This is a genomic window from Sphingobium sp. SCG-1 (assembly GCF_002953135.1).
GTDB lineage: Bacteria > Pseudomonadota > Alphaproteobacteria > Sphingomonadales > Sphingomonadaceae > Sphingobium.
Window position 1 is genome coordinate 3,883,593 of record NZ_CP026372.1, and the last position, 18,140, is coordinate 3,901,732.

Annotated in this window: 15 protein-coding genes and 2 pseudogenes; 11 read left to right on the forward strand and 6 right to left on the reverse strand. The window is 58.3% G+C overall.

The window, feature by feature from the left end; genetic code table 11:
- Positions 1 to 70: 70 nt before the first annotated feature.
- The 4 genes from C1T17_RS17945 to C1T17_RS17960 all read left to right on the forward strand — a co-directional run bounded on the left by C1T17_RS17945 (position 71) and on the right by C1T17_RS17960 (position 5,013).
- Positions 71 to 1,414, forward strand: a complete 1,344-nt coding sequence (locus tag C1T17_RS17945) for an MFS transporter (RefSeq protein ID WP_104954615.1) — start codon at positions 71 to 73, stop codon at positions 1,412 to 1,414.
- Between the two features lie 121 nt (positions 1,415 to 1,535).
- A complete protein-coding gene (locus C1T17_RS17950) occupies positions 1,536 to 2,429 on the forward strand; it encodes an acyl-CoA thioesterase (RefSeq protein WP_104954616.1) in 894 nt (297 codons plus the stop codon).
- Between the two features lie 359 nt (positions 2,430 to 2,788).
- Positions 2,789 to 3,736 carry an acyl-CoA dehydrogenase family protein gene (locus C1T17_RS17955; RefSeq protein ID WP_104954617.1) on the forward strand — a complete coding sequence of 316 codons (948 nt, stop codon included), beginning with the start codon at positions 2,789 to 2,791 and terminating at the stop codon, positions 3,734 to 3,736.
- Positions 3,737 to 3,849: 113 nt separating this feature from the next.
- Positions 3,850 to 5,013 (forward strand): acyl-CoA dehydrogenase family protein, encoded by a 1,164-nt coding sequence (locus C1T17_RS17960; protein ID WP_104954618.1) that lies wholly within the window; start codon positions 3,850 to 3,852, stop codon positions 5,011 to 5,013.
- 426 nt (positions 5,014 to 5,439) lie between these two features.
- On the opposite strand, the gene C1T17_RS17965 is transcribed toward C1T17_RS17960, so the two are convergent.
- The 5 genes from C1T17_RS17965 to C1T17_RS17985 all read right to left on the reverse strand — a co-directional run bounded on the left by C1T17_RS17965 (position 5,440) and on the right by C1T17_RS17985 (position 10,396).
- Complete coding sequence (locus tag C1T17_RS17965) at positions 5,440 to 7,041, reverse strand: GMC family oxidoreductase (protein WP_104954619.1); 1,602 nt, start codon at positions 7,039 to 7,041, stop codon at positions 5,440 to 5,442.
- 61 nt (positions 7,042 to 7,102) lie between these two features.
- Complete coding sequence (locus C1T17_RS17970; protein ID WP_104954620.1) at positions 7,103 to 8,032, reverse strand: electron transfer flavoprotein subunit alpha/FixB family protein; 930 nt, start codon at positions 8,030 to 8,032, stop codon at positions 7,103 to 7,105.
- Positions 8,029 to 8,778, reverse strand: coding sequence for an electron transfer flavoprotein subunit beta/FixA family protein (locus C1T17_RS17975; RefSeq protein ID WP_104953998.1), 750 nt, complete (start codon positions 8,776 to 8,778; stop codon positions 8,029 to 8,031). The genes C1T17_RS17970 and C1T17_RS17975 overlap by 4 nt, the downstream gene beginning before the upstream one ends.
- A gap of 202 nt (positions 8,779 to 8,980) precedes the next feature.
- A complete protein-coding gene (locus C1T17_RS17980; RefSeq protein WP_189338406.1) occupies positions 8,981 to 9,967 on the reverse strand; it encodes a cyclase family protein in 987 nt (328 codons plus the stop codon).
- Between the two features lie 42 nt (positions 9,968 to 10,009).
- On the reverse strand, positions 10,010 to 10,396 hold the full coding sequence (locus C1T17_RS17985) for a nuclear transport factor 2 family protein (RefSeq protein WP_189338407.1): 387 nt from the start codon (positions 10,394 to 10,396) through the stop codon (positions 10,010 to 10,012).
- Between the two features lie 325 nt (positions 10,397 to 10,721).
- On the opposite strand from C1T17_RS17985, the gene C1T17_RS17990 reads away from it, so the two are divergent.
- The 5 genes and pseudogenes from C1T17_RS17990 (at position 10,722) to C1T17_RS18010 (ending at position 16,488) form a co-directional block, all read left to right on the forward strand.
- Positions 10,722 to 11,885, forward strand: a complete 1,164-nt coding sequence (locus C1T17_RS17990; protein ID WP_104954623.1) for a CaiB/BaiF CoA transferase family protein — start codon at positions 10,722 to 10,724, stop codon at positions 11,883 to 11,885.
- An 11-nt stretch (positions 11,886 to 11,896) separates the two neighbouring features.
- Positions 11,897 to 12,754 carry a MaoC family dehydratase gene (locus tag C1T17_RS17995; protein ID WP_104954624.1) on the forward strand — a complete coding sequence of 286 codons (858 nt, stop codon included), beginning with the start codon at positions 11,897 to 11,899 and terminating at the stop codon, positions 12,752 to 12,754.
- Positions 12,755 to 12,782: 28 nt separating this feature from the next.
- A complete protein-coding gene (locus C1T17_RS18000; protein WP_104954625.1) occupies positions 12,783 to 14,705 on the forward strand; it encodes an enoyl-CoA hydratase-related protein in 1,923 nt (640 codons plus the stop codon).
- Between the two features lie 70 nt (positions 14,706 to 14,775).
- Positions 14,776 to 15,459, forward strand: a pseudogene (locus C1T17_RS18005) (transposase); the annotation flags it as partial.
- 90 nt (positions 15,460 to 15,549) lie between these two features.
- Positions 15,550 to 16,488: pseudogene (locus C1T17_RS18010) on the forward strand (winged helix-turn-helix domain-containing protein).
- A gap of 119 nt (positions 16,489 to 16,607) precedes the next feature.
- Here C1T17_RS18010 and C1T17_RS21065 read toward each other — a convergent pair.
- Complete coding sequence (locus tag C1T17_RS21065) at positions 16,608 to 16,889, reverse strand: hypothetical protein (RefSeq protein WP_145959030.1); 282 nt, start codon at positions 16,887 to 16,889, stop codon at positions 16,608 to 16,610.
- A gap of 76 nt (positions 16,890 to 16,965) precedes the next feature.
- Between C1T17_RS21065 and C1T17_RS18015 the strand changes: the two genes are divergently transcribed.
- Positions 16,966 to 17,508, forward strand: a complete 543-nt coding sequence (locus tag C1T17_RS18015) for a heme NO-binding domain-containing protein (RefSeq protein ID WP_104954626.1) — start codon at positions 16,966 to 16,968, stop codon at positions 17,506 to 17,508.
- 4 nt (positions 17,509 to 17,512) lie between these two features.
- On the forward strand, positions 17,513 to 17,980 hold the full coding sequence (locus tag C1T17_RS21945) for a methyl-accepting chemotaxis protein (RefSeq protein WP_104954627.1): 468 nt from the start codon (positions 17,513 to 17,515) through the stop codon (positions 17,978 to 17,980).
- Positions 17,981 to 18,140: the final 160 nt, after the last annotated feature.

Sequence of the window (18,140 nt, forward strand, 5' to 3'; positions counted from 1 at the left end):
CTCGGTGCACGCTACAGGCACAGTTCTGGCTGACAATGCGATAAGGTAAAAGGTAAAGGGTCTGCCATACATGCCTGCCGACGCTCCATTTCCCGCCAACATTTCCGATCCGTCGCGCGTCGCTCCGCATCGCGCGTGGTATGCGGTCTGTATTTTCGTACTGCTCTATACCATATCCTATGTGGACCGCCTCATACTCTCCCTCCTGGCACCGGCGGTCAGCCAGTCTCTGAGCATTACCGACACGCAGATTGGCGTCCTGATCGGACTGGGCTTTGGAGTTCTCTACTCACTGACCGGACTGCCGCTCGCCCATATACTGGATCAGCGGCGACGGGTACCGCTAGTTGCGTTAGGTGTGGCGCTCTGGAGTTGCAGCACCATCGCGTCCGGCTTCGCGCCGAGCTTCGCGTGGCTCCTGGTTTTCCGCTCCGGCGTTGCGGTAGGCGAGGCGGTGCTGTCCCCCGCCGCAATTTCGCTCATTGCCGACCTCTTCCCACGAGAAAAACGAACGCTGCCCACCACGGTCTACACTGCGGTCGGCGCCGTCATGTATTCAGGATCGTACATAGCAGGCGGCGCGGCTCTGCAACTTGCGACCATAACGGCGGCGCGATTCGGGCTGGAGCCCTGGCAACTCACCCTTGTGTTTGTCGGACTTCCCGGCCTGCTGCTGGCACCATTACTCTTGTTTACCATTACCGAACCGGCGCGCAGGGATGACGTCGCGACTGACCAGTTCGCCACGGTCGCGCAGGCCTACGCCTATCTCTGCCGAGAAAAGAAGCTGTATGGCGGCATTTTTCTAGGCGTTGCGATTATCGGCATGATCAACTTCGCCACCACCACATGGACGCCGACCCTTTTGATCCGGGGACACGGGATGAGCGCACCGCAGGCTGGCTACGCCTACGGAACGGTGGGATTGCTCTGTGGCGTGCTGGGCGCCATGTGCTGGCCAGCAGTCGTCAGCGCGTGGACGCGCCGGGGGCGACGGGATGCACTCGTTACGGTCTTCGCCCTGACGCAGACTGTGACGTGGCTCAGCTTTGCCGTGGTCGGGCTTGCCCGCTCGGAGATCATACTGCTCGTCGCGGCAGGCATCGGTACATTTTTTTCGACGGCGCTTGGGGTGCTGGTCCCGATGCTGATCCAACTCGTCACCCCCGGACGGATGCGCGCGCGAGTAATGGCGCTGTACCTGACGGCAGCGAGCCTTGTCGGACTTGCGGGTGGCCCGCCCCTTGCAGCCTTGCTGAGCGAAACTTTTTTCTCCGGCCGGTTCGCGATCGGATCAGGCCTCGCCGTCCTCGTCCTGGCGACCGGCCCAGTCGCCAGCATCGCAATCTGGTTGATCCACGGGCCTTATCGGAGAGCATTGGACGAGGCGGAGATGCGGGAGACAGCCCGGTAGAACCGGGAAGCTCCGAAAGCCATCGCCAAATCACGTTCATCTTCCTGGCGGCCCTGCGTCAGCAACTGGCTTCGTATGGAAACGCCGGTTTTCGCCAAACAAGGAGCCGCTATATATGTGTATGAACCGCAATGCTGGGGAGGAGGCAGCAACGGCCGCGCAACACGTCGCCGATCTGCTGCATTTACTGAATCTTGAAGAGATCGACGTGGATCTCCATCGAGGTCGGGAGCAGACTGAGCGGCAGGGCCGAGTATTCGGTGGCCAAGTTATTGCACAAGCGCTTGCTGCCGGCATCCGTTCTGCCAGCGGCAAGGTCGTCCATTCCCTCCACTCCTATTTTATGCGGCCCGGCGATAGCAGTCTTCCTATCACATACCAGATCAGACGGGACTTCGACGGCGGCAGCTTCTCCACCCGGCGGGTGACCGCCATTCAGGGCGATCACCCCATTCTGGTCATGATGATATCCTTTCAGCGGACCGAAAACGGCGCACATCATCAGATCGCGATGCCCGACGTGCCCCCGCCCGATGATCTCATGAGCCAAACGGACATGCTGGCGGAAGAAGGCGGCGAAATGCCGCCAGGGGCAGCTAACTTCCGACTGCTCCGACGCCCCATCGAATTCCGGCCCTGTGAATGGCATTCGGTCCTCACCCCCACCGCTCGCCCACCCCGCAGCGCGAGCTGGTTCCGCGCTGTCAGCACGCCGGGGGACGATCCGGACGTGCACCGGGCGGTGCTTGCTTACGCATCTGACATGATGCTGCTGGGCACATGCCTGCGCCCTCATGGCGTGTCATGGGCCACCCCGACGCTCCAGATGGCTAGCCTCGACCATGCAATCTGGTTTCACGAGACTTTTCGCGTCGATGATTGGCTGCTCTATGTCGGTGAAAGTCCTTGGGCAGGCCATGCGCGTGGATTCAATCGTGGACAAATATTCACCCGGGACGGGCGTCTTGTTGCGAGCGTCGCCCAGGAAGGTCTCATTCGCCTGCGTGATCTGTAGACTATTCAACCCTGTTCTATCACCGCACCTGACCATGGGGAGGTAGGGTTTGATCCCTGTCGCCGGTCTCCATTCACATGCAGAGCGCCACGCTGAAGTGAGGACTCCCCTATGATGAATTTCGAACTGACCAAGAATACGAAGGATCTTCTCGCCCAGATCGAGGATTGGTCCGTCAATCACGTCCGTCCCTATGCACGCGCGGTAGACGACACCTACATGCTTCCCGACAATCTGGGAGAGATCGCCGGCAAATGCCCAATCATCCACAGCCCACTTGATTTTTGGCACACTGGGCCGGGCGTACGCGGCCGGGAGGACGATAAGGCCTACAACGAGTCGCTGAACGGGGGGGGTCGGTGTTGGGACTTCTGGTCACGGAAGCCGCCCAGGCCGGGGACGGCTGGGGTCTCCAGACCCTGCCAGGCAACAATATGGGAGAGATCGCGGTTCGCGCGATGGGCAGTCCGGAACAGATTGACAAATGGGCCGATGGGATCCGGCGCGGCGAATTCCAGAAGACCGCGATCGCTATGACCGAAAAGCATTGCGGTCTCGACCTGTCGCAGATCAAGACTACCGCCGTCAAAAAGGGCGATCACTGGGTGCTCAATGGCTCCAAGCATTGGATTTCACACGCGGCGACCGCCGATTTTCTAATCGTCCTCGCCCAGACCCAGCCCGGCAGCGGTATGGCCGGCGCCCGTCCCTTCATTGTTTCGCGCAAGGATGAAGGCCTGATCGTGACAATCGAGCGTCTAGAAAAGATGGGAACGCGTAACCTCTCACAGGCAGCGATAGAATTTCGGGATATCATGCTTCCTGAAGACCGGCTGCTCGACAGCGGCACGCTGATGGACTTCCTGACGGTTCTGGCCGGGACCCGCCCTTTCTGCGCGGCAACGGCGATCGGGACCGCGTCCACGATGCTGAACTACTCCGAGAAATGGCTGAATGAGCATGACCGCCCCTGGTCGTTGCGCCGTCGCGAGAGGGTTAAGGAGGTCGTCGAGGAAGCGCGCGGCGCGCTCGACAAGGCACGCCGGATGGTGCTTCGCGCGGGGTGGGTGCATGATCAGGGCCGTGCTGACAATGTGCTCAGCCAGAAAGCGAAAGGCTACTCCGCGCCAATTACGCAGGGTGTGGCACTGAAAGCCATGCAACTCATGGGGCCGGAGGCATGGTCAAAAGACCATCTGATGGAAAAATGGTATCGGGACGTAAAGTTCGTCGATCTGGTCGACGGCACGCGTAACCTGCACCGGCTGACCGTCGCCCGCGCCGAGTTCGGCGGCGGTGTACGCTGAACATGCCCGATTTTTAGTCGGGGCCGACGGCGCCTCGCTGGCCCTGACTGTTCCATTCCTTTTTATTGACGTTGGGCGCCAGCCGGTTTTCGCGGCGATACCCATAGGAGAAAATGATGGTTGATTTTAGCCTGACCGAAGCGGACGTTCGCCTGATGGACATGGCGCGCGCCGAACGTGCGGCGGCGCGTACGGTCTCAAGAGAAATCGACCGCATCCCTGAGAGCGAGACAATGGCGAACGAAGACCATGCGGTGGTCGCCGGCACCGTTTCGCCACATGCTGCGCTGAAGGCCGAGAAGGAACCGATCAGCGGCCCCTACATCACCGAATGCCTTATGACGATGGTGGGACATCACGAATTTACCACTCGTCCTGCCCCAGAACCGTTTGGAAGCTGGATCGTCAATGAATTTGGCGATCCCGCCCAGGTCGAGGCCTACGGCAAGTATCGCCTTGTCATCGGCATCTCCGAACCTAGCGCCGGTGCCGACCCATCCGCCACGACAACCAGCGCTCGTTACGATGCCGAGACGGACGAATGGATATTGAACGGAGAGAAAATCTTTATCTCCAACATCAACCGATCAGAAGGCGCGGTGGTGCTGGCGAAGGGCGAGCCGGACGCAAGCGGCAAACGACCCTTCTTCAATTTCGTGGTTCTCAACGAGACGCGAGGCTTCAAGTTGACGCCGCCGATGCGCAAACTCGGCATCCACTACCATGATCTTGGCGGGTTCGTGATGGAGGATGTCAGGGTGCCGAGCCTCGCTAAGCTGGAGCGTGGTTTCGTGAACGTTCAGGCCCGCTTCAACCATAACCGCCCCGTTATCGCTGCGTTGGGCGTGGGCATGGTGCGTTCTCTTCTTGATTTCACTCACGGTAAGCTGGCCGAGTCCGGCATAAAGGTGGATTACGCGAAAGGTCGGCTCGCGCGTAGCTATGCTGAAGATAAGCTGATTCGCATGGAGGCGCTCTGGGAGGCTGCCTGGTCCGTTATCATGCGAGTGAAGTGGTTAGAGGAACAACTCGGCAAAGGCGCACTCGAGTTGCAAACTGAGTCGGCTATCGCCAAAGCAATGGGTGGCAAAGCGACCCGGCAGATCAGTCAAGGCTGTATGGAATTACTTGGTGCCGAAGGCATTTCAGAAGAGTATCTGGCGGAAAAGTGGTTCCGAGACGCGCGCATTACTGACATCTACGAAGGACCTGGCGAAATCCACCGCCTCACTATCGCACGTAAACTGCTTGGTTATAAGAAGGGAGAATTGGACTAGCACTTCCATGGGGTGCCGTCCGTTACCCAAAGGGTTGGCCTTCTATCAAGCCTTCAGGTGGCTTTTAGAAGCCGCTGGCCGGTATGGTGATCCGTGAATCAGGTCCAAAGCACTTCCCTCGCGTGGAAGCTAACGTGCTAGTGCTGGTTTCGTGATCCGATCCGTTCGATCCTTTGCTTATGCCTTTGCTACTCATCATCGAGGTCAGCCTATCGCGGCTTGATCAAGTAGCGAGTAGGATTTTTCTGAGTAAAGTTCCGCCGCCGAGTAAATTTGGCAGTTGAGCTTCCGGCATCTCGCATAGAAGCAGCTTTGGGACGCCGTTCAGGTTCCAGGTAGGAATCATGGGCCGCAGGGTAGCCAAAGGTCATTGCTGATCTGCTTCGTCACGCCCCCCCCCGCTGAATGCGAACGTTAATGCCGCCTTCATCGCAATGAATTTTTTTGATCTTGAAGGATAATGTCTGACGCGCGCCAAGCGAGCGCCATGGCTGGCGCGTTTGTATTACCTGAAATCATGTTAGGCAAAATGGACAAGTCGGCAACGCGGAGTCCTGACAATCCGCGTACGCGTAGCCGTTCATCCAATACCGCATTCGGTCCCCGACCCATCGCCGCAGTACCACAATTGTGAAAGCCGCAGGCACCTTGTTCCATAAATGCTTGAATAATCTGTTCGTCCGTTTGCGCCCATGCCGTCCCATCCATTTCGCCGCTAAGAAAAGGGGCAATTGGCGCCGCCGTCATCAGTCTGCGAACATAGCGTACGAGTGCAATCGATTGGTCGCGATCCTGCGCAACGTCCAGATAATTAGGATCAATCCGTACCGTATGTTCCGGATCGGCGCTTTGAATGCGCACCGAACCCTGGCTTTCTGGCCGCAAGACATAGGGAAAGACGTTCATGCCCGGCTGGGCTCCAAATTTCTTCGTCACCCAGTCACGTGTCCAAGGGGCCATCATGATCTGGCCGTACGGACGAAGTTCCTCAACGCCTGACCGGACGAACGCCGCTGCGCAATAAGACGAGTTGCTCATCGGCCCGTCGCCGCGCAAGATATATTGACCGAGCGATTTCACGAGGCCCGGTCCGGAAAAACATCTGTTCTGGCTGTCGGCCGCATGCTTTAGGCGATAATTGAGCATCAGCAAGAAGTGTTCGCGCAAATTGGCGCCAACGCCGGGAAGATCGTGAACGACAGACACACCGCATGCCTTGATATGATCGGCAGGACCCACGCCAGACAACTGTAGCAATCGAGGCGTCCCGATCGTTCCCGCGCTCAGGATAACCTCACCTGACGCGCTGTATGTAATGGTTTCTCGTCCTCGAATGCATTCAACGCCAACCACGCGATGCCCCTCGAACCGCAGCCGGTCAACTCGTACCCCGGTCACGACCGAAAGGTTTCGGCGCCCTCGCGCAGGCTGGAGAAAGGCCCGCGCAGCGCTGCAACGTCGGCCTTCCCCATCGATGTTCATAGCCGAATAACCGATGCCCTCTTGTGGCAAACCGTTTATATCGTCCTTCTTCGGCAGGCCCAGCGCCGCGCCAGCGGCTATGAATGCATCCCCCAGCGGCGTAGGAGGATGTAGCCTAATCGGGATCGGGCCACCCGCACCGCGTGTCTGGCCTCCACCCAGTTCGTGATCTTCCAGCTTCCTGAAACAAGGCTCTATATCCGCCCAAGACCAACCGGCATTACCAAGCGCGGCGATGGCGTCATAATCCTCCGGCTGGCCATGCATCCAAACCATACCGTTGATCGAGCTGCTCCCGCCCAGCAGCTTGCCTCGGACCCAGATTTCCCTACCGGACGCCTGAATGCGCGTGGTCGGGTTGTACGCTGTATAACGCGGCATCGATAGCGTCTTGCCGTTGCCCTTGGGCATGCGGACAAGCCAGCTCTGATCCTTTGGCCCTTCCTCCAGCAAAAGGACATTATTGCGAGGATCTTCCGACAGGCGGTTAGCGAGAACACAACCTGCCGAACCCGCGCCTACAATGATATAGTCAAACGCCGCCATGAATTCGTCTCTGCGTCCTCACGTGATCGACCGCGGATAAGTCGCCCTCCCAGCACCTCGATTAAAGCTTCTCAGTCAGTTCCGGTACGATCTTGAAGAGATCACCAACCAGACCGATGTCCGCGACCTGGAAAATCGGCGCATCTTCGTCCTTGTTGATTGCGATGATGGTCTTGCTGTCCTTCATCCCCGCAAGGTGCTGGATAGCGCCGGAAATGCCGACGGCGACATAGACTTCGGGAGCAACGATCTTGCCGGTCTGGCCGACCTGATAATCATTGGGAACGTAGCCCGCGTCTACCGCAGCACGCGAGGCGCCTACGGCCGCACCCAGCTTGTCCGCCAGTGGGTAGATGGTGCTCTCAAACGTGGGACCATCCTTCAGTGCACGGCCACCGGATACGATGATCTTGGCCGAGGTCAGTTCCGGGCGTTCCAGCTTCGCGATCTCTGCACCCACGAATGTCGAGGTGCCCGCATCGGCTGCGCCGCCGACGGTCTCGATCGTGCCGCTACCGCCTTCGGTCGCAGCCTTTTCAAATGCCGTCCCGCGAACGGTGATGACCTTCTTCGCGTCCTTTGACTTCACCGTTGCGATGGCATTGCCAGCATAGGTCGGACGCGTGAACGTGTCCTCGCTCTCGACCGACAAAATGTCGCTGATCTGCATCACATCGAGCAGCGCAGCTACGCGCGGCGCGATGTTCTTGCCGTGGCTGGTGGCGGGCGCAAGGAACGCGTCATGATGGCCCATCAACTCCACGATCAACGGGGCGACGTTCTCCGCCAAGCCATGCTCAAGGCTCGCATCATCGGCGACATGGACCTTGCCCACACCAGCGATCTTCGCAGCCTGTTCGGCAACGCCACCAACATCCTTGCCCGCGACGAGCAGATGGACTTCGCCAAGCTTGGCCGCGGCAGTGACGACCGCAAGCGTCGCGTCCTTCAGCGCGCCAGCTTCATGTTCAACCCAAACGAGCGTCTTCATGCCGCCACTCCCATCGCCTTGAGTTTAGCCACCAGTTCATCGACATCGGCAACCTTGATCCCGGCCGAGCGCTTGGGCGGCTCGACGACTTTCAACGTTTCAAGGCGCGGCGTTATGTCCACGCCATAGTCCGCAGGCGTCTTCTGCGCGAGCGGCTTGGATTTCGCCTTCATGATGTTGGGTAGCGAGGCATAGCGCGGCTCGTTGAGGCGCAGGTCGGTCGTGACAATCGCGGGAAGTGACAACTTCACCGTCTCCAGACCACCATCGACTTCGCGCGTCACGCTGACGCTATCGCCTTCGACCCCGACCTTGGAGGCAAAGGTGCCCTGCGGACGGCCGAGGAGTGCAGCCAGCATCTGCCCGGTCTGATTGCTGTCGTCGTCGATTGCCTGCTTGCCCAGGATGATAAGGCCAGGCTGTTCTTCCTCGACAACTTTGGCGAGCAGCTTGGCAACGCCCAGCGGCTCTACTTCATCGTCGGTCTGGATCAGGATTGCACGGTCCGCGCCCATGGCAAGCGCGGTCCGCAAGGTTTCCTGGGCCTTGGCAACGCCGATGGAAATCGCGACGATCTCAGTTGCCGCGCCTTTTTCCCGCAGGCGGATTGCTTCTTCCACAGCGATCTCGTCGAACGGGTTCATCGACATCTTGACGTTCGCCAAATCGACACCCGTCCCATCCGCCTTCACACGCGGCTTCACATTATAGTCAATTACCCGCTTCACGGGCACCAATATCTTCATCGTAGCTTTCTCCAACTCCGTTGTACCGAAGCACGGAACCAACGAAGGCGATCTCGCGCGTACAACATTCAAATGATAAGGGCGTGAATAGCCAGGTGCGACAGACGGCGGCTAACGCTGCTCGACCTGGCCTATCCGAGCGACGCCACCTAGGTTCCTTCACCCAACCTCATGGCGTGCGGACATATGCTGCTGCACCGCCCTAGAATATGGCGATTGGATTGACCGGCGAGCCAGTTCCTCCTTCGATCAAAAGCGGTGCGATGACGATTTGGAAAGCCCAGCGGTTTAATTCGGCGCATGTAGCCGCCACCCCTTCCAGATAGAGGTTGTCAACAAGTGGAATGCCCATCCCCGCGACGCACAAGTCGTGCACGGGATACGGCCATGCCGACAACACCCCGGCCGGGTTGGCGTCGTTGGGTCCGTCACCACATATTACCGCGACGTTGCGGTCGTGAAGCCAGCCCGCGACAAAGGGATGAAGCCCCGCCATCCGTCCGTCACCTCGGCCCGGACGCACGTCCCGGCCCATCCTGACAGCCAGAATATCGCCTTTCCTTAACGTCACGCCCAACTCACGCTCGGCAATTTCCAACTCACCAGATGTCACGAGATGGCTGGGCTCGATGAAATCCACGCCCAGTGCTCGCGGCATATCGAGCAGCACGCCTCGCCCAACGATGCCGTCCTTGATCGCCATGATCGTATTAGCCACAGCGCCACGGCTCTTCACATCACTGGCAGGCCGTCCATTATACATCCGTCCCCGGTGAAACGTGTGACAGAGAGCGTCAATATGACTGCATGCAAGGCCGTGGAACGCCAAGCCGATATAGTCGCTGGTGCATTCCATACCCGCAATGTGCGGCGCTTGGCGATCCTCGCCAGTGACGACCATATAATGCTGCGCCGGGCGCGGATTCTCGATACTCGGCACGGTGGGAAAGCCACGCGACATGCTGACCGTTCGCCCGACGGTGACCAGCGTTGCTGCGTGCGCGACCTCATCTGGCCCGATGTGATTGAGAGTACCGCGTTCATCGTCGTCGCCCCAACGGCCCCAGTTGCAGACTTTTTCGAACAGAGCGTCGAGATCAGCCTCCGAGGTTGAAAGTTCTTCCGCCGGGCCGGTATAACCCGTCCCTGCGCCGCAGCAGTCGTCATTTTGAATGACTGCTTTTGTCATGAGCATCCTCCTGGGCCATAGTGGCAGACGTCGCCGTTTTCTCTACGCATTCGCGCCTCCGATAAACGTCGACTGATATCGAATCATACGCAGGTCTGCGCCATCCTGAGCCCAGACGCATATGCCACGGATGTTATAGCTTACGTTCTGCGCCGGTGGATCACGCAATACCAGCAGTTCGAGCTCGCAAGTGACGACACCCATTCCGCCAGCAGCCGTGATAGTCCGCTCCACCACCTTAATGTCAAGATAGGGGTTTCGAACTGCGAGATTAGCGAGGTAATTTGCTTTGGAATCAACGCGACCATTGGGGTGAACGAAAATTAGCCCGTCCGAGAGCAACTGATCCAGTCTGCCCACATCCGCCGCTATCAGCGCACATAGGCGCTCATCCTCCTTCCGCTCGATAGCGTCTCTGAGGCTGATCATACTGCATATCTCCCAATGCGCATTCCAAGTGGATAATGGCTTACTTGCTTTCTGCCCATGCCAAGACATGCGCACTACGCTTTGTAGTGCTACCTGTGCCTTCGTTTCCTATAGAGACATGCCAGCGCGCTAAATCCACCAAGTCCCGCGCCGCCTTTTAACATTCTCACGCGCCACGGGATTTTTAGCGTCACGGATAATCAGTGTCATTCGCGCGCACCCCATCATCACACGTGGCAGGCTGGAGGAATCCGCGCGCTTGCCGGTCATAATGAACGGCACCGGAGACGGATGTCGCTCATCGCTATGATCACGGACCCGCAATATGAATGAAGATACTAACTCGCTTTCCCAGGGTCCTTGCACCGGTTATCGGATCGTCGATATGTCATCGCTCATATCCGGCCCATTCTGCAGCCAGATTTTATGCGATCTCGGCGCGGAGGTGATCAAGATTGAGTCACCTGGCAGCGATGCCATGCGAACCAAATATCCCCGCCACAACGGTATGGGCGCCCTGTTCCAGCAAGTTAATCGCGGCAAGAAAAGCGTAACTGTTGCGATCAAGACAGAGGAAGGACGAAAGTTCGTCCACGATCTCATCGCGCAAGCGGACGTCTTTGTTCAGAACAGCCGACCGGGCGTCATGGAACGTCTGGGCTTTGGCTATGAAGAGGTGAAGCGGATCAATGACAAAATCATTTATCTCGCGGTCAGCGGTTTTGGTGAGACCGGACCTTATGCCAACCATCCCGCCTACGACATGGTCATACAGGGCCTGACCGGCTTTATGCCTTTCCAAGGTGGCGATAATGGACCGCAGGCGATCCGATCCACGGTGGCTGACAAGATTACGGCAATGTGGGCCGCGAACGCAACTCTGGCTGCACTGCTGCATCGCGAACGTACGGGCGAAGGACAGAAGGTATCCGTCAACATGGCGTCGGCCTACTCCGCGTTCATTCTGGTAGACCAAATGCAGAATCACACATTTTCGTCCGCCGGGCTTGAAAAGGTGGAACTTGCCTTGCCCTCATACCGCGCCCTCAACACTTCGGACGGCGCTGTTATCGGCATGATCATGCAGCCCCCCCAACTTGAGCGCTTCGCCAATATCCTCAACCATCCCGAATTGTGCGAAGATCCCCGGTTTTCCGATTCAGCCGGCATCCTGTTGCATGGTGACGCGATCTACGACGTCGTCGCTGATACCGTTGCCCAGATGACCACAGGAGAGTTCATCGCGCTAATGGAAAAGGAGCAAATCCCGTTTGGGCGGGTGAACACAGTCGAAGATTTCATCGAAAGCGACGAAGCGCGGTCGTCGGAAGTTTTCGTCGAATTGGAAGACCCGGATTTCGGCACGGTCAAGATCCTGAACCACCCGGTCAAATATGAACGCACGCCGGTCAATGTCGTGAAACGCGCTCCGATGCTCGGCGAGCATAATGAAGAAATCCACCGCGTCCTCGGGAAAACGCCAGGCTGAAGGGCGTCCTGGTGGGCACGGCTTTCCGTCATGATCGGTCGGACTGGCCGATCAAACAAACCCTGCTCCGCTGGAACGAGCGTGACGTAATTCTATATGCGCTCGGCTTGGGCTATGGAGCCGATCCGGCCGATCCGCAGTCTCTCCGCTATATCTACGAGCGGAATCTTCTGCCAATTCCCACAATGTTGACCGCGCTTACCAAGATGCTGGTACCAACAGTGGAAGAACTCGGTGGGAACTATAAGCGCTCAGTACATTATTCACAGGAGGCAGTTTTCCATCAGGCGATCGAACCGGCTGGTAGCGCTCTGGTTTACGGCTATGTGCAAGATATCATCGATCGCGGAAGCGTGCATGGCGCGCTGATCAATATTGTCGCCAATATGCGCGACGAGATCGGGCAACCGCTGGCAACGCTTAAATCCACTGTGCTTGCGCGAGACGACGGAGGCTTCAGCGGCACCCCGGCAGCGAGGCAATCTGCCATCGCCGCCCCCGCAAGAGCGCCTGATCATAGTAAGCACATATCGATCATGCCCCATCTGGCCGCGATCTATCGTCTATCAGGTGATCCCAGCGCGTTGCATATCGATCCGGATGCTGCGATTGCCGCTGGCTTTCCTTCACCTATACTGCATGGGCTATGCAGCTACGGCATCGCCTGCCGGGCTGTGATCGAGACGATCGCTGGTCATGATCCCCGGCGCATCCGGGCGCATCGCGCGCGTTTTTCTGCACCCATGTTCCCCGGCGAGACGCTGCGCATCGATCTATGGGAAGAGCCGGAACGACAAATCCTGTTCGAGGCGTGGGTCACGGAACGAAATTGCAGGGTTCTAAGCGAAGGTTGCACCTGGCTTCATTGATCTTCTGCCAAATAACAAGGACCAATAGATGGTGAACGTTGGCTATTACGTCGCAGGCCCGGTTGCGGTGATCACGCTGAATGCGCCGCCCGTGAACGCCTTTGGTTTCGAGCATCGTGCCGCAATCGGCGATGCCATCGATCAAGCAACTCAGGATAGATCCGTCAAGGCGATCGTCGTAACTGGGCAAGGCAAGGGATTTTCGGCAGGCGCCGATATTTCGAAACATGGCTCACAGACGGCCCGGCAGGAGCCTCGTGCGCCGACGCTTCAAAAAATGCTAATCAACAGTGGCAAATTGACGATCGCCGCAATCCATGGTTTCGCGCTGGGTGGCGGTCTGGAACTTGCGCTGGCCTGCGACGCGCGGGTTGCCGAACCCGCTGCAGTGCTGGGTCTGACGGAAGTCGATGTAGGTCTGTTGGCAGGCGGTGGCGGCACCCAGCGACTTACGCGGTTGACCGGTGCGGATGTCGCAATCGATCTGCTCTCGACAGGGCGGCGGGTGTATGGGGCAGAGGCTCTGGAACTCGGACTGATCGACGCTATCGTTCAGAATGCACAGGAAGGCGGTGTTGCCTTTGCGCTGGAGGCCCTGGCCAAGGGCGCGCAGTTTACGCCGACTATTCTTCGGATGCCGCCCGGCGGCGATCCCGGCCCTGTCTATTTCTACGAGGCGCGGGCCTTAGCTAGCCGCAGGTCACCCGGTGCGCTCGCGCCGATTGCGAACATCGACTGTGTAGAGGCCGCCTGCCGCCTTTCTCCGGAAGATGGGCTGGCCGTCGAGACTGAAAAATGCGAAGAATTGCTCCGTGGCGATCAGCCTGCTGCGCTAAAGCATATGTTTTTCGCCGAACGGGCGGCTCGGTCGGTGGCGGGCATCGAGAATATCCAGCAGTCCACCAGGATCGGACGCATCACCGTCGCAGGCGTTTGTCACAAGGCAACGCAGATCTGCGCAACCCTGGCAGCGCGTGGCGGCTACCGCACGATCCTGTTTGACCAGGACTCCAATCAGGTCGTGCAAGGGAAGGCGACGATTGCGCAAGACTATGCCAAGGCCGTTGTACAAGGCCGTATGTCAAGCGATGAAGCGGAAGCGGCCCTTTCCCGTATCACCTGTGAAACCCGGCTTGATGCACTCTCAGACACTGACATCGCAATACAGGCAACAGACATTGGCATCAGCTCTCGTCAATCAATGCTTCTAGCGCTTGCGACGGCCATTCCCGAAGGGATCCTGGCAACGATCCTGTCCGGCCCGGATATCGATGCGCTCGCGGCCACATTGCCACATCCGCAGCGTTTGGTTGGCGTACACACCTTCCCCACCAGGGGAAGCAACAAGATACTAGAAGTAGTCCCTAGCGTGGAAACGAACGCCCTAGCGATACGAAGCATGATGGACCTAGGAAGGCAGATGGGCGCGATTTCGGTCCTCAGCGGCAACAGCGATGGCTTCATAGGCCCACGCATGCTACGCCGCTTCCGCAACATGGCGGAGCTGCTGGCGCTGGAGGGCGTAGCGATTGAACGGATTGCGGCGGTCGCTGGCCGGTTCGGCATGACCGACGCCCTTGCAAGCATGGCGCTCAGCGACAGGGGAGGCAGTGCACAGGCTCGGATCACCGATACGGAGATTGGCGATCGCCTGTTCCTCCCCCTTGTCAACGAGGGCGCGAAACTGCTGGAAGAAGGAGTCGCTCTGAAGTCCAGTGATATCGATATTGTATGCGTGAAAGGCTTTGGCTTTCCTGCCGTGCTGGGCGGTCCGATTTATTGGGGAGACAGGATCGGCTTGGCGCGGGTTCTGGAAATGGCGAACGAACTCTCTGCCATCCATGGACAGGATTGGGCGGCATCCCCGTTGCTACGGGTGCTGGTTAAGGAATGCCAGCCATTATCGTCCTTCCAATCACAAGCAGCGGCTCAGTTAAATGTGATGACATAAAGGGGAGTGATCTGCGCCCCGCTGAGTGGCCCGGAGACTATGCTAGTCTGGACCACGAAAGGGACGATGAATGCCGAGCAAGAAGCACAAGGCGGAAGAGATTATCGGCAAGCTGCGTGAAGTTGAGATCGTGCTGGCGCAGGGGGCGAGCACAGCTGAGGCGTGCCGCCGGATCGCGGTCAGTGAACAGACCTATTACCGCTGGCGCAAGGAGTATGGCGGCCTGAAGACCGATCAGGCGCGGCGGATGAAGGACCTGGAGAAGGAGAACCTGCGGCTGCGCCGGGCGATTTCCGACCTGACATTGGACAAGCTGATCTTGCAGGAGGCGGCACGGGGAAACTTCTGAGCCCCGCGTGGGGGAGGCGCTGCATCGACCACGTGCGACGAGAGCTTCCGGTGTCCGAGCGACGGATATGCCGGGTGCTGGGCCAGCATCGATCGACGCCAGCGCAAGGTCCCGCGCGGGCCGGATGACGAGCAGGTGCTAACCGAGGACACCATCGCACTGGCGAAGCAATATGGTCGCTATGGCTGTCGACGGGTGACAGCGTTGCTGTGCCATGCGGGATGGATGGTGAGCCATGAACGGGTCGAGCGGATCTGGCGGCGTGAGAGGCTCAAGGTGCCCCAGCGCCAGCCAAAACGTGGACGCCTGTGGCTCAACGATGGATCGTGCATCCGATTGCGACCGCAATATCCGGGGCATGTAGGGGCTTACGACTTTGTCGAAGGGCGCACGCATGATGGCCGTAATACCGCTCTCCGATGAGCCTGACTCATTTGGAGGATTTCCAGAGCGATGAATTTCTGAATCTATGTGTGCCGTTTGGAGGGTATTGCTATGGGTGCAGCGATTGTATTGCGGGACGACTTTGATGCGGCAGGCTTGAGACGACTAGCGCGCGGGACCAGAAGCGCAAACCAGGGTCGTCGGCTAGTGGCCCTTGGCGGAAATTTATGGTGGCGGGAGCCGCAGCGATGCGGCGCGGATCGGCGGGGTGACGCTACAGATCGTGCGGGATTGGGTCGTGCGGTTCAATGCCCAAGGCCCAATGGACTGTTTGATGGCAAGGCACCGGGCAAGCCCCCCTTGTTGAATGATGCCCAGCGCCAAGCTCTTTTAGAGATCCTTGAAAGCGGCCCGATCCCGCGATCCATGGGGTTGTCCGCTGGCGACTGATCGACCTGGCGCGGTGGCTCCATGACGAATTTGGGGTTTCCCTGACGGAAACGACCGTGGGGCGGGAGTTGAAGAAGTTGGGTTATGTCAAACTGACCGCGCGCCCACGCCACCACACCCAGAATGAATATGCTATGGAGGACTTCCAAAAAAAGGGGCTTTGCAGCCGAGTTGGCAAAGATAAAAGCAGCCCTCCCGCCCCGGCACTCGACCGTCGGCGCTGAAGGATCAGAGGACGAAATCAGCCTATATCTTTGGCGCTATCTGCCCCGAACTCGGCAAGGGGGCTGGCCTGATCCTTCCGTTCTGCAATACCCAGACCATGGCGCTGCACCTAGCAGAGATATCGCTCGCTATCGAGCCGGGCGCCCACGGCGTGCTGCTGATCGGTCAGGCCGGATGCACATGACCGGAAAGCTGGAAGTGCCCGAGAATACCAAAATCGTTCCGCTGCCGCCGAAATGCCCTGAGCTCAACCCGGTAGAAAATGTCTGACAGTTCATGCGCGAAAACTGGCTATCCAACCGTATCTTCACATCCCATGACAATATCATCGACCTCTGCTGCGAAGCTTGGAACAGGCTTGTCGATCAGCCGTAGCGCATCATGACAATAGGACGCCGCAAATGGGCACAGGTCGTGATCAATGCAGAGTGGTATTAATTATTCATACTCAACGGCGGGCGCCAAACTGTCGTGGCTCGGGAGTGGCAAACTGCTCAACAGGCAATCTTTGCAGTTGCCGTGCGCCGGTATGAAGCTTTTCCTGGCTTTTGCGCATACCGCGTCAGCAAATCAGTCATGGCATCGCGCTCTACCGGGCAAGAAAACAAATAACGGTGGCCAAGCGTGCAACCAAACCGCCTCAACTTTGCCGCGATCATCATCCAGTGCGCAAGCACATCCTCATCACCCTTCTCACAATGGCTTTCACTCGTTCCAGTAGATGTTGCCCGCATTAGCCAGTGGATCTCCTGCAACGCGCACGTCACCTCGACCAATCTTACACGTCCTTAAGGCGGTGTTAGGAACTCGTGGCGCATAGAGCGGGAAAGTCGCTTCTCAAGGAAATAAAATATGAAGGGCCTTGTTTTCACTACATTCTATGACTTCTGTGAGCAGAAGTTCGGCGAGGATCTTCTAGAGGACGTCATTGAGGCGTCACGCGTTCCTAATGGCGGGGCGTACACAAGCGTCGGGACATACCCATTTGAGGAGATGGTCTCGCTCATGACGACGACGGTCAAGCTCACTGACATGAACATGCCAGAGTTGATGGAAAGCTTTGGCACGTTCTGCTTCGGCCAGTGGGTGTCCTATGCTCCAGCCCGCTTCGCGAACAAAGATCTGTTCGACGTGCTGGAAAGCATTGATGATTTTCATGAGCAAGAAGTACGAAAGCTCTATCCAGATGCGGAGCTGCCTTCGTTCAAGGTGGAAAGCCGAAGTGACACTAGATTAGTGCTCGCCTATCACAGCTGTAAGCCTCTGGCAGACCTTGCCTGCGGCGTGATCAAGGGTGCGTCAGTTCACCTGGCTTCACCTGTGAGTGTTCAACATAGCCCTCAGTCAATGCCCGGGGGCTCATACGTGCGGTTCGAGATTGAACGGGTTGGGTAGCGCGATGAGTATCGCGGACGCGCAAGAAGTTATTGTACGGCTGAAGAAGAAGCTGGACCGGGAACGGCGTGCCCGCTCCGAGGCCGAGCAACTTATTGAAAGCAAGAGCCTTGAACTGTTTTCTGCCAATCAGCGCCTCGCGCAGGTGAATGGCGAGCTTGAGGCGCAGGTGGAATCGACCCTAGCGTACCAGCACGAGCTTCATGCCCAAAAGGTTCACTTGGAAGAAACTTTGAGCCAGCTTTCCGGCATAGTAAAAACGATCGGCATGATCGCCTCTCAGACCAATCTGCTGGCACTCAATGCAGCGATCGAAGCGGCACGCGCAGGCGATGCCGGCCGGGGCTTCGCGGTGGTGGCAGGTGAAGTGAAGAAGCTGTCGAGCGACACGCGGATGGCGACGGAAGCGGCAGCGGCTATGCTCGTGCCGCTGAACAACGGAAGCGGTGTTCGGAACGGGCTGGCGGCTTGAACAAGGAAGCGATCTGAAGCAGGCGCCATGATCTCCTAAGCCACTTGGCCGTCACACAGCATCTGAACGCAATCAACGCCAACAGCGCTGGCACCCAGTCAAAGCATGTTCTCCTGCTCCGCCGCCGCATCCGCACCCTTCCGCTTGAACCAAGGTTCAC

Bases quoted from the DNA above. Each gene is read 5' to 3' on its own strand.
- C1T17_RS17970 (WP_104954620.1), bottom strand. From the start codon at position 8,032: ATGAAGACGCTCGTTTGGGTTGAACATGAAGCTGGCGCGCTGAAGGAC.
- C1T17_RS17965 (WP_104954619.1), bottom strand. From the start codon at position 7,041: ATGGCGGCGTTTGACTATATCATTGTAGGCGCGGGTTCGGCAGGTTGT.
- C1T17_RS17985 (WP_189338407.1), bottom strand. From the start codon at position 10,396: ATGATCAGCCTCAGAGACGCTATCGAGCGGAAGGAGGATGAGCGCCTA.
- C1T17_RS17960 (WP_104954618.1), top strand. From the start codon at position 3,850: ATGATGGTTGATTTTAGCCTGACCGAAGCGGACGTTCGCCTGATGGAC.
- C1T17_RS17945 (WP_104954615.1), top strand. From the start codon at position 71: ATGCCTGCCGACGCTCCATTTCCCGCCAACATTTCCGATCCGTCGCGC.
- C1T17_RS17980 (WP_189338406.1), bottom strand. From the start codon at position 9,967: ATGACAAAAGCAGTCATTCAAAATGACGACTGCTGCGGCGCAGGGACG.
- C1T17_RS18000 (WP_104954625.1), top strand. From the start codon at position 12,783: ATGGTGAACGTTGGCTATTACGTCGCAGGCCCGGTTGCGGTGATCACG.
- C1T17_RS21945 (WP_104954627.1), top strand. From the start codon at position 17,513: ATGAGTATCGCGGACGCGCAAGAAGTTATTGTACGGCTGAAGAAGAAG.
- C1T17_RS17950 (WP_104954616.1), top strand. From the start codon at position 1,536: ATGAACCGCAATGCTGGGGAGGAGGCAGCAACGGCCGCGCAACACGTC.
- C1T17_RS17990 (WP_104954623.1), top strand. From the start codon at position 10,722: ATGAATGAAGATACTAACTCGCTTTCCCAGGGTCCTTGCACCGGTTAT.
- C1T17_RS18015 (WP_104954626.1), top strand. From the start codon at position 16,966: ATGAAGGGCCTTGTTTTCACTACATTCTATGACTTCTGTGAGCAGAAG.
- C1T17_RS17975 (WP_104953998.1), bottom strand. From the start codon at position 8,778: ATGAAGATATTGGTGCCCGTGAAGCGGGTAATTGACTATAATGTGAAG.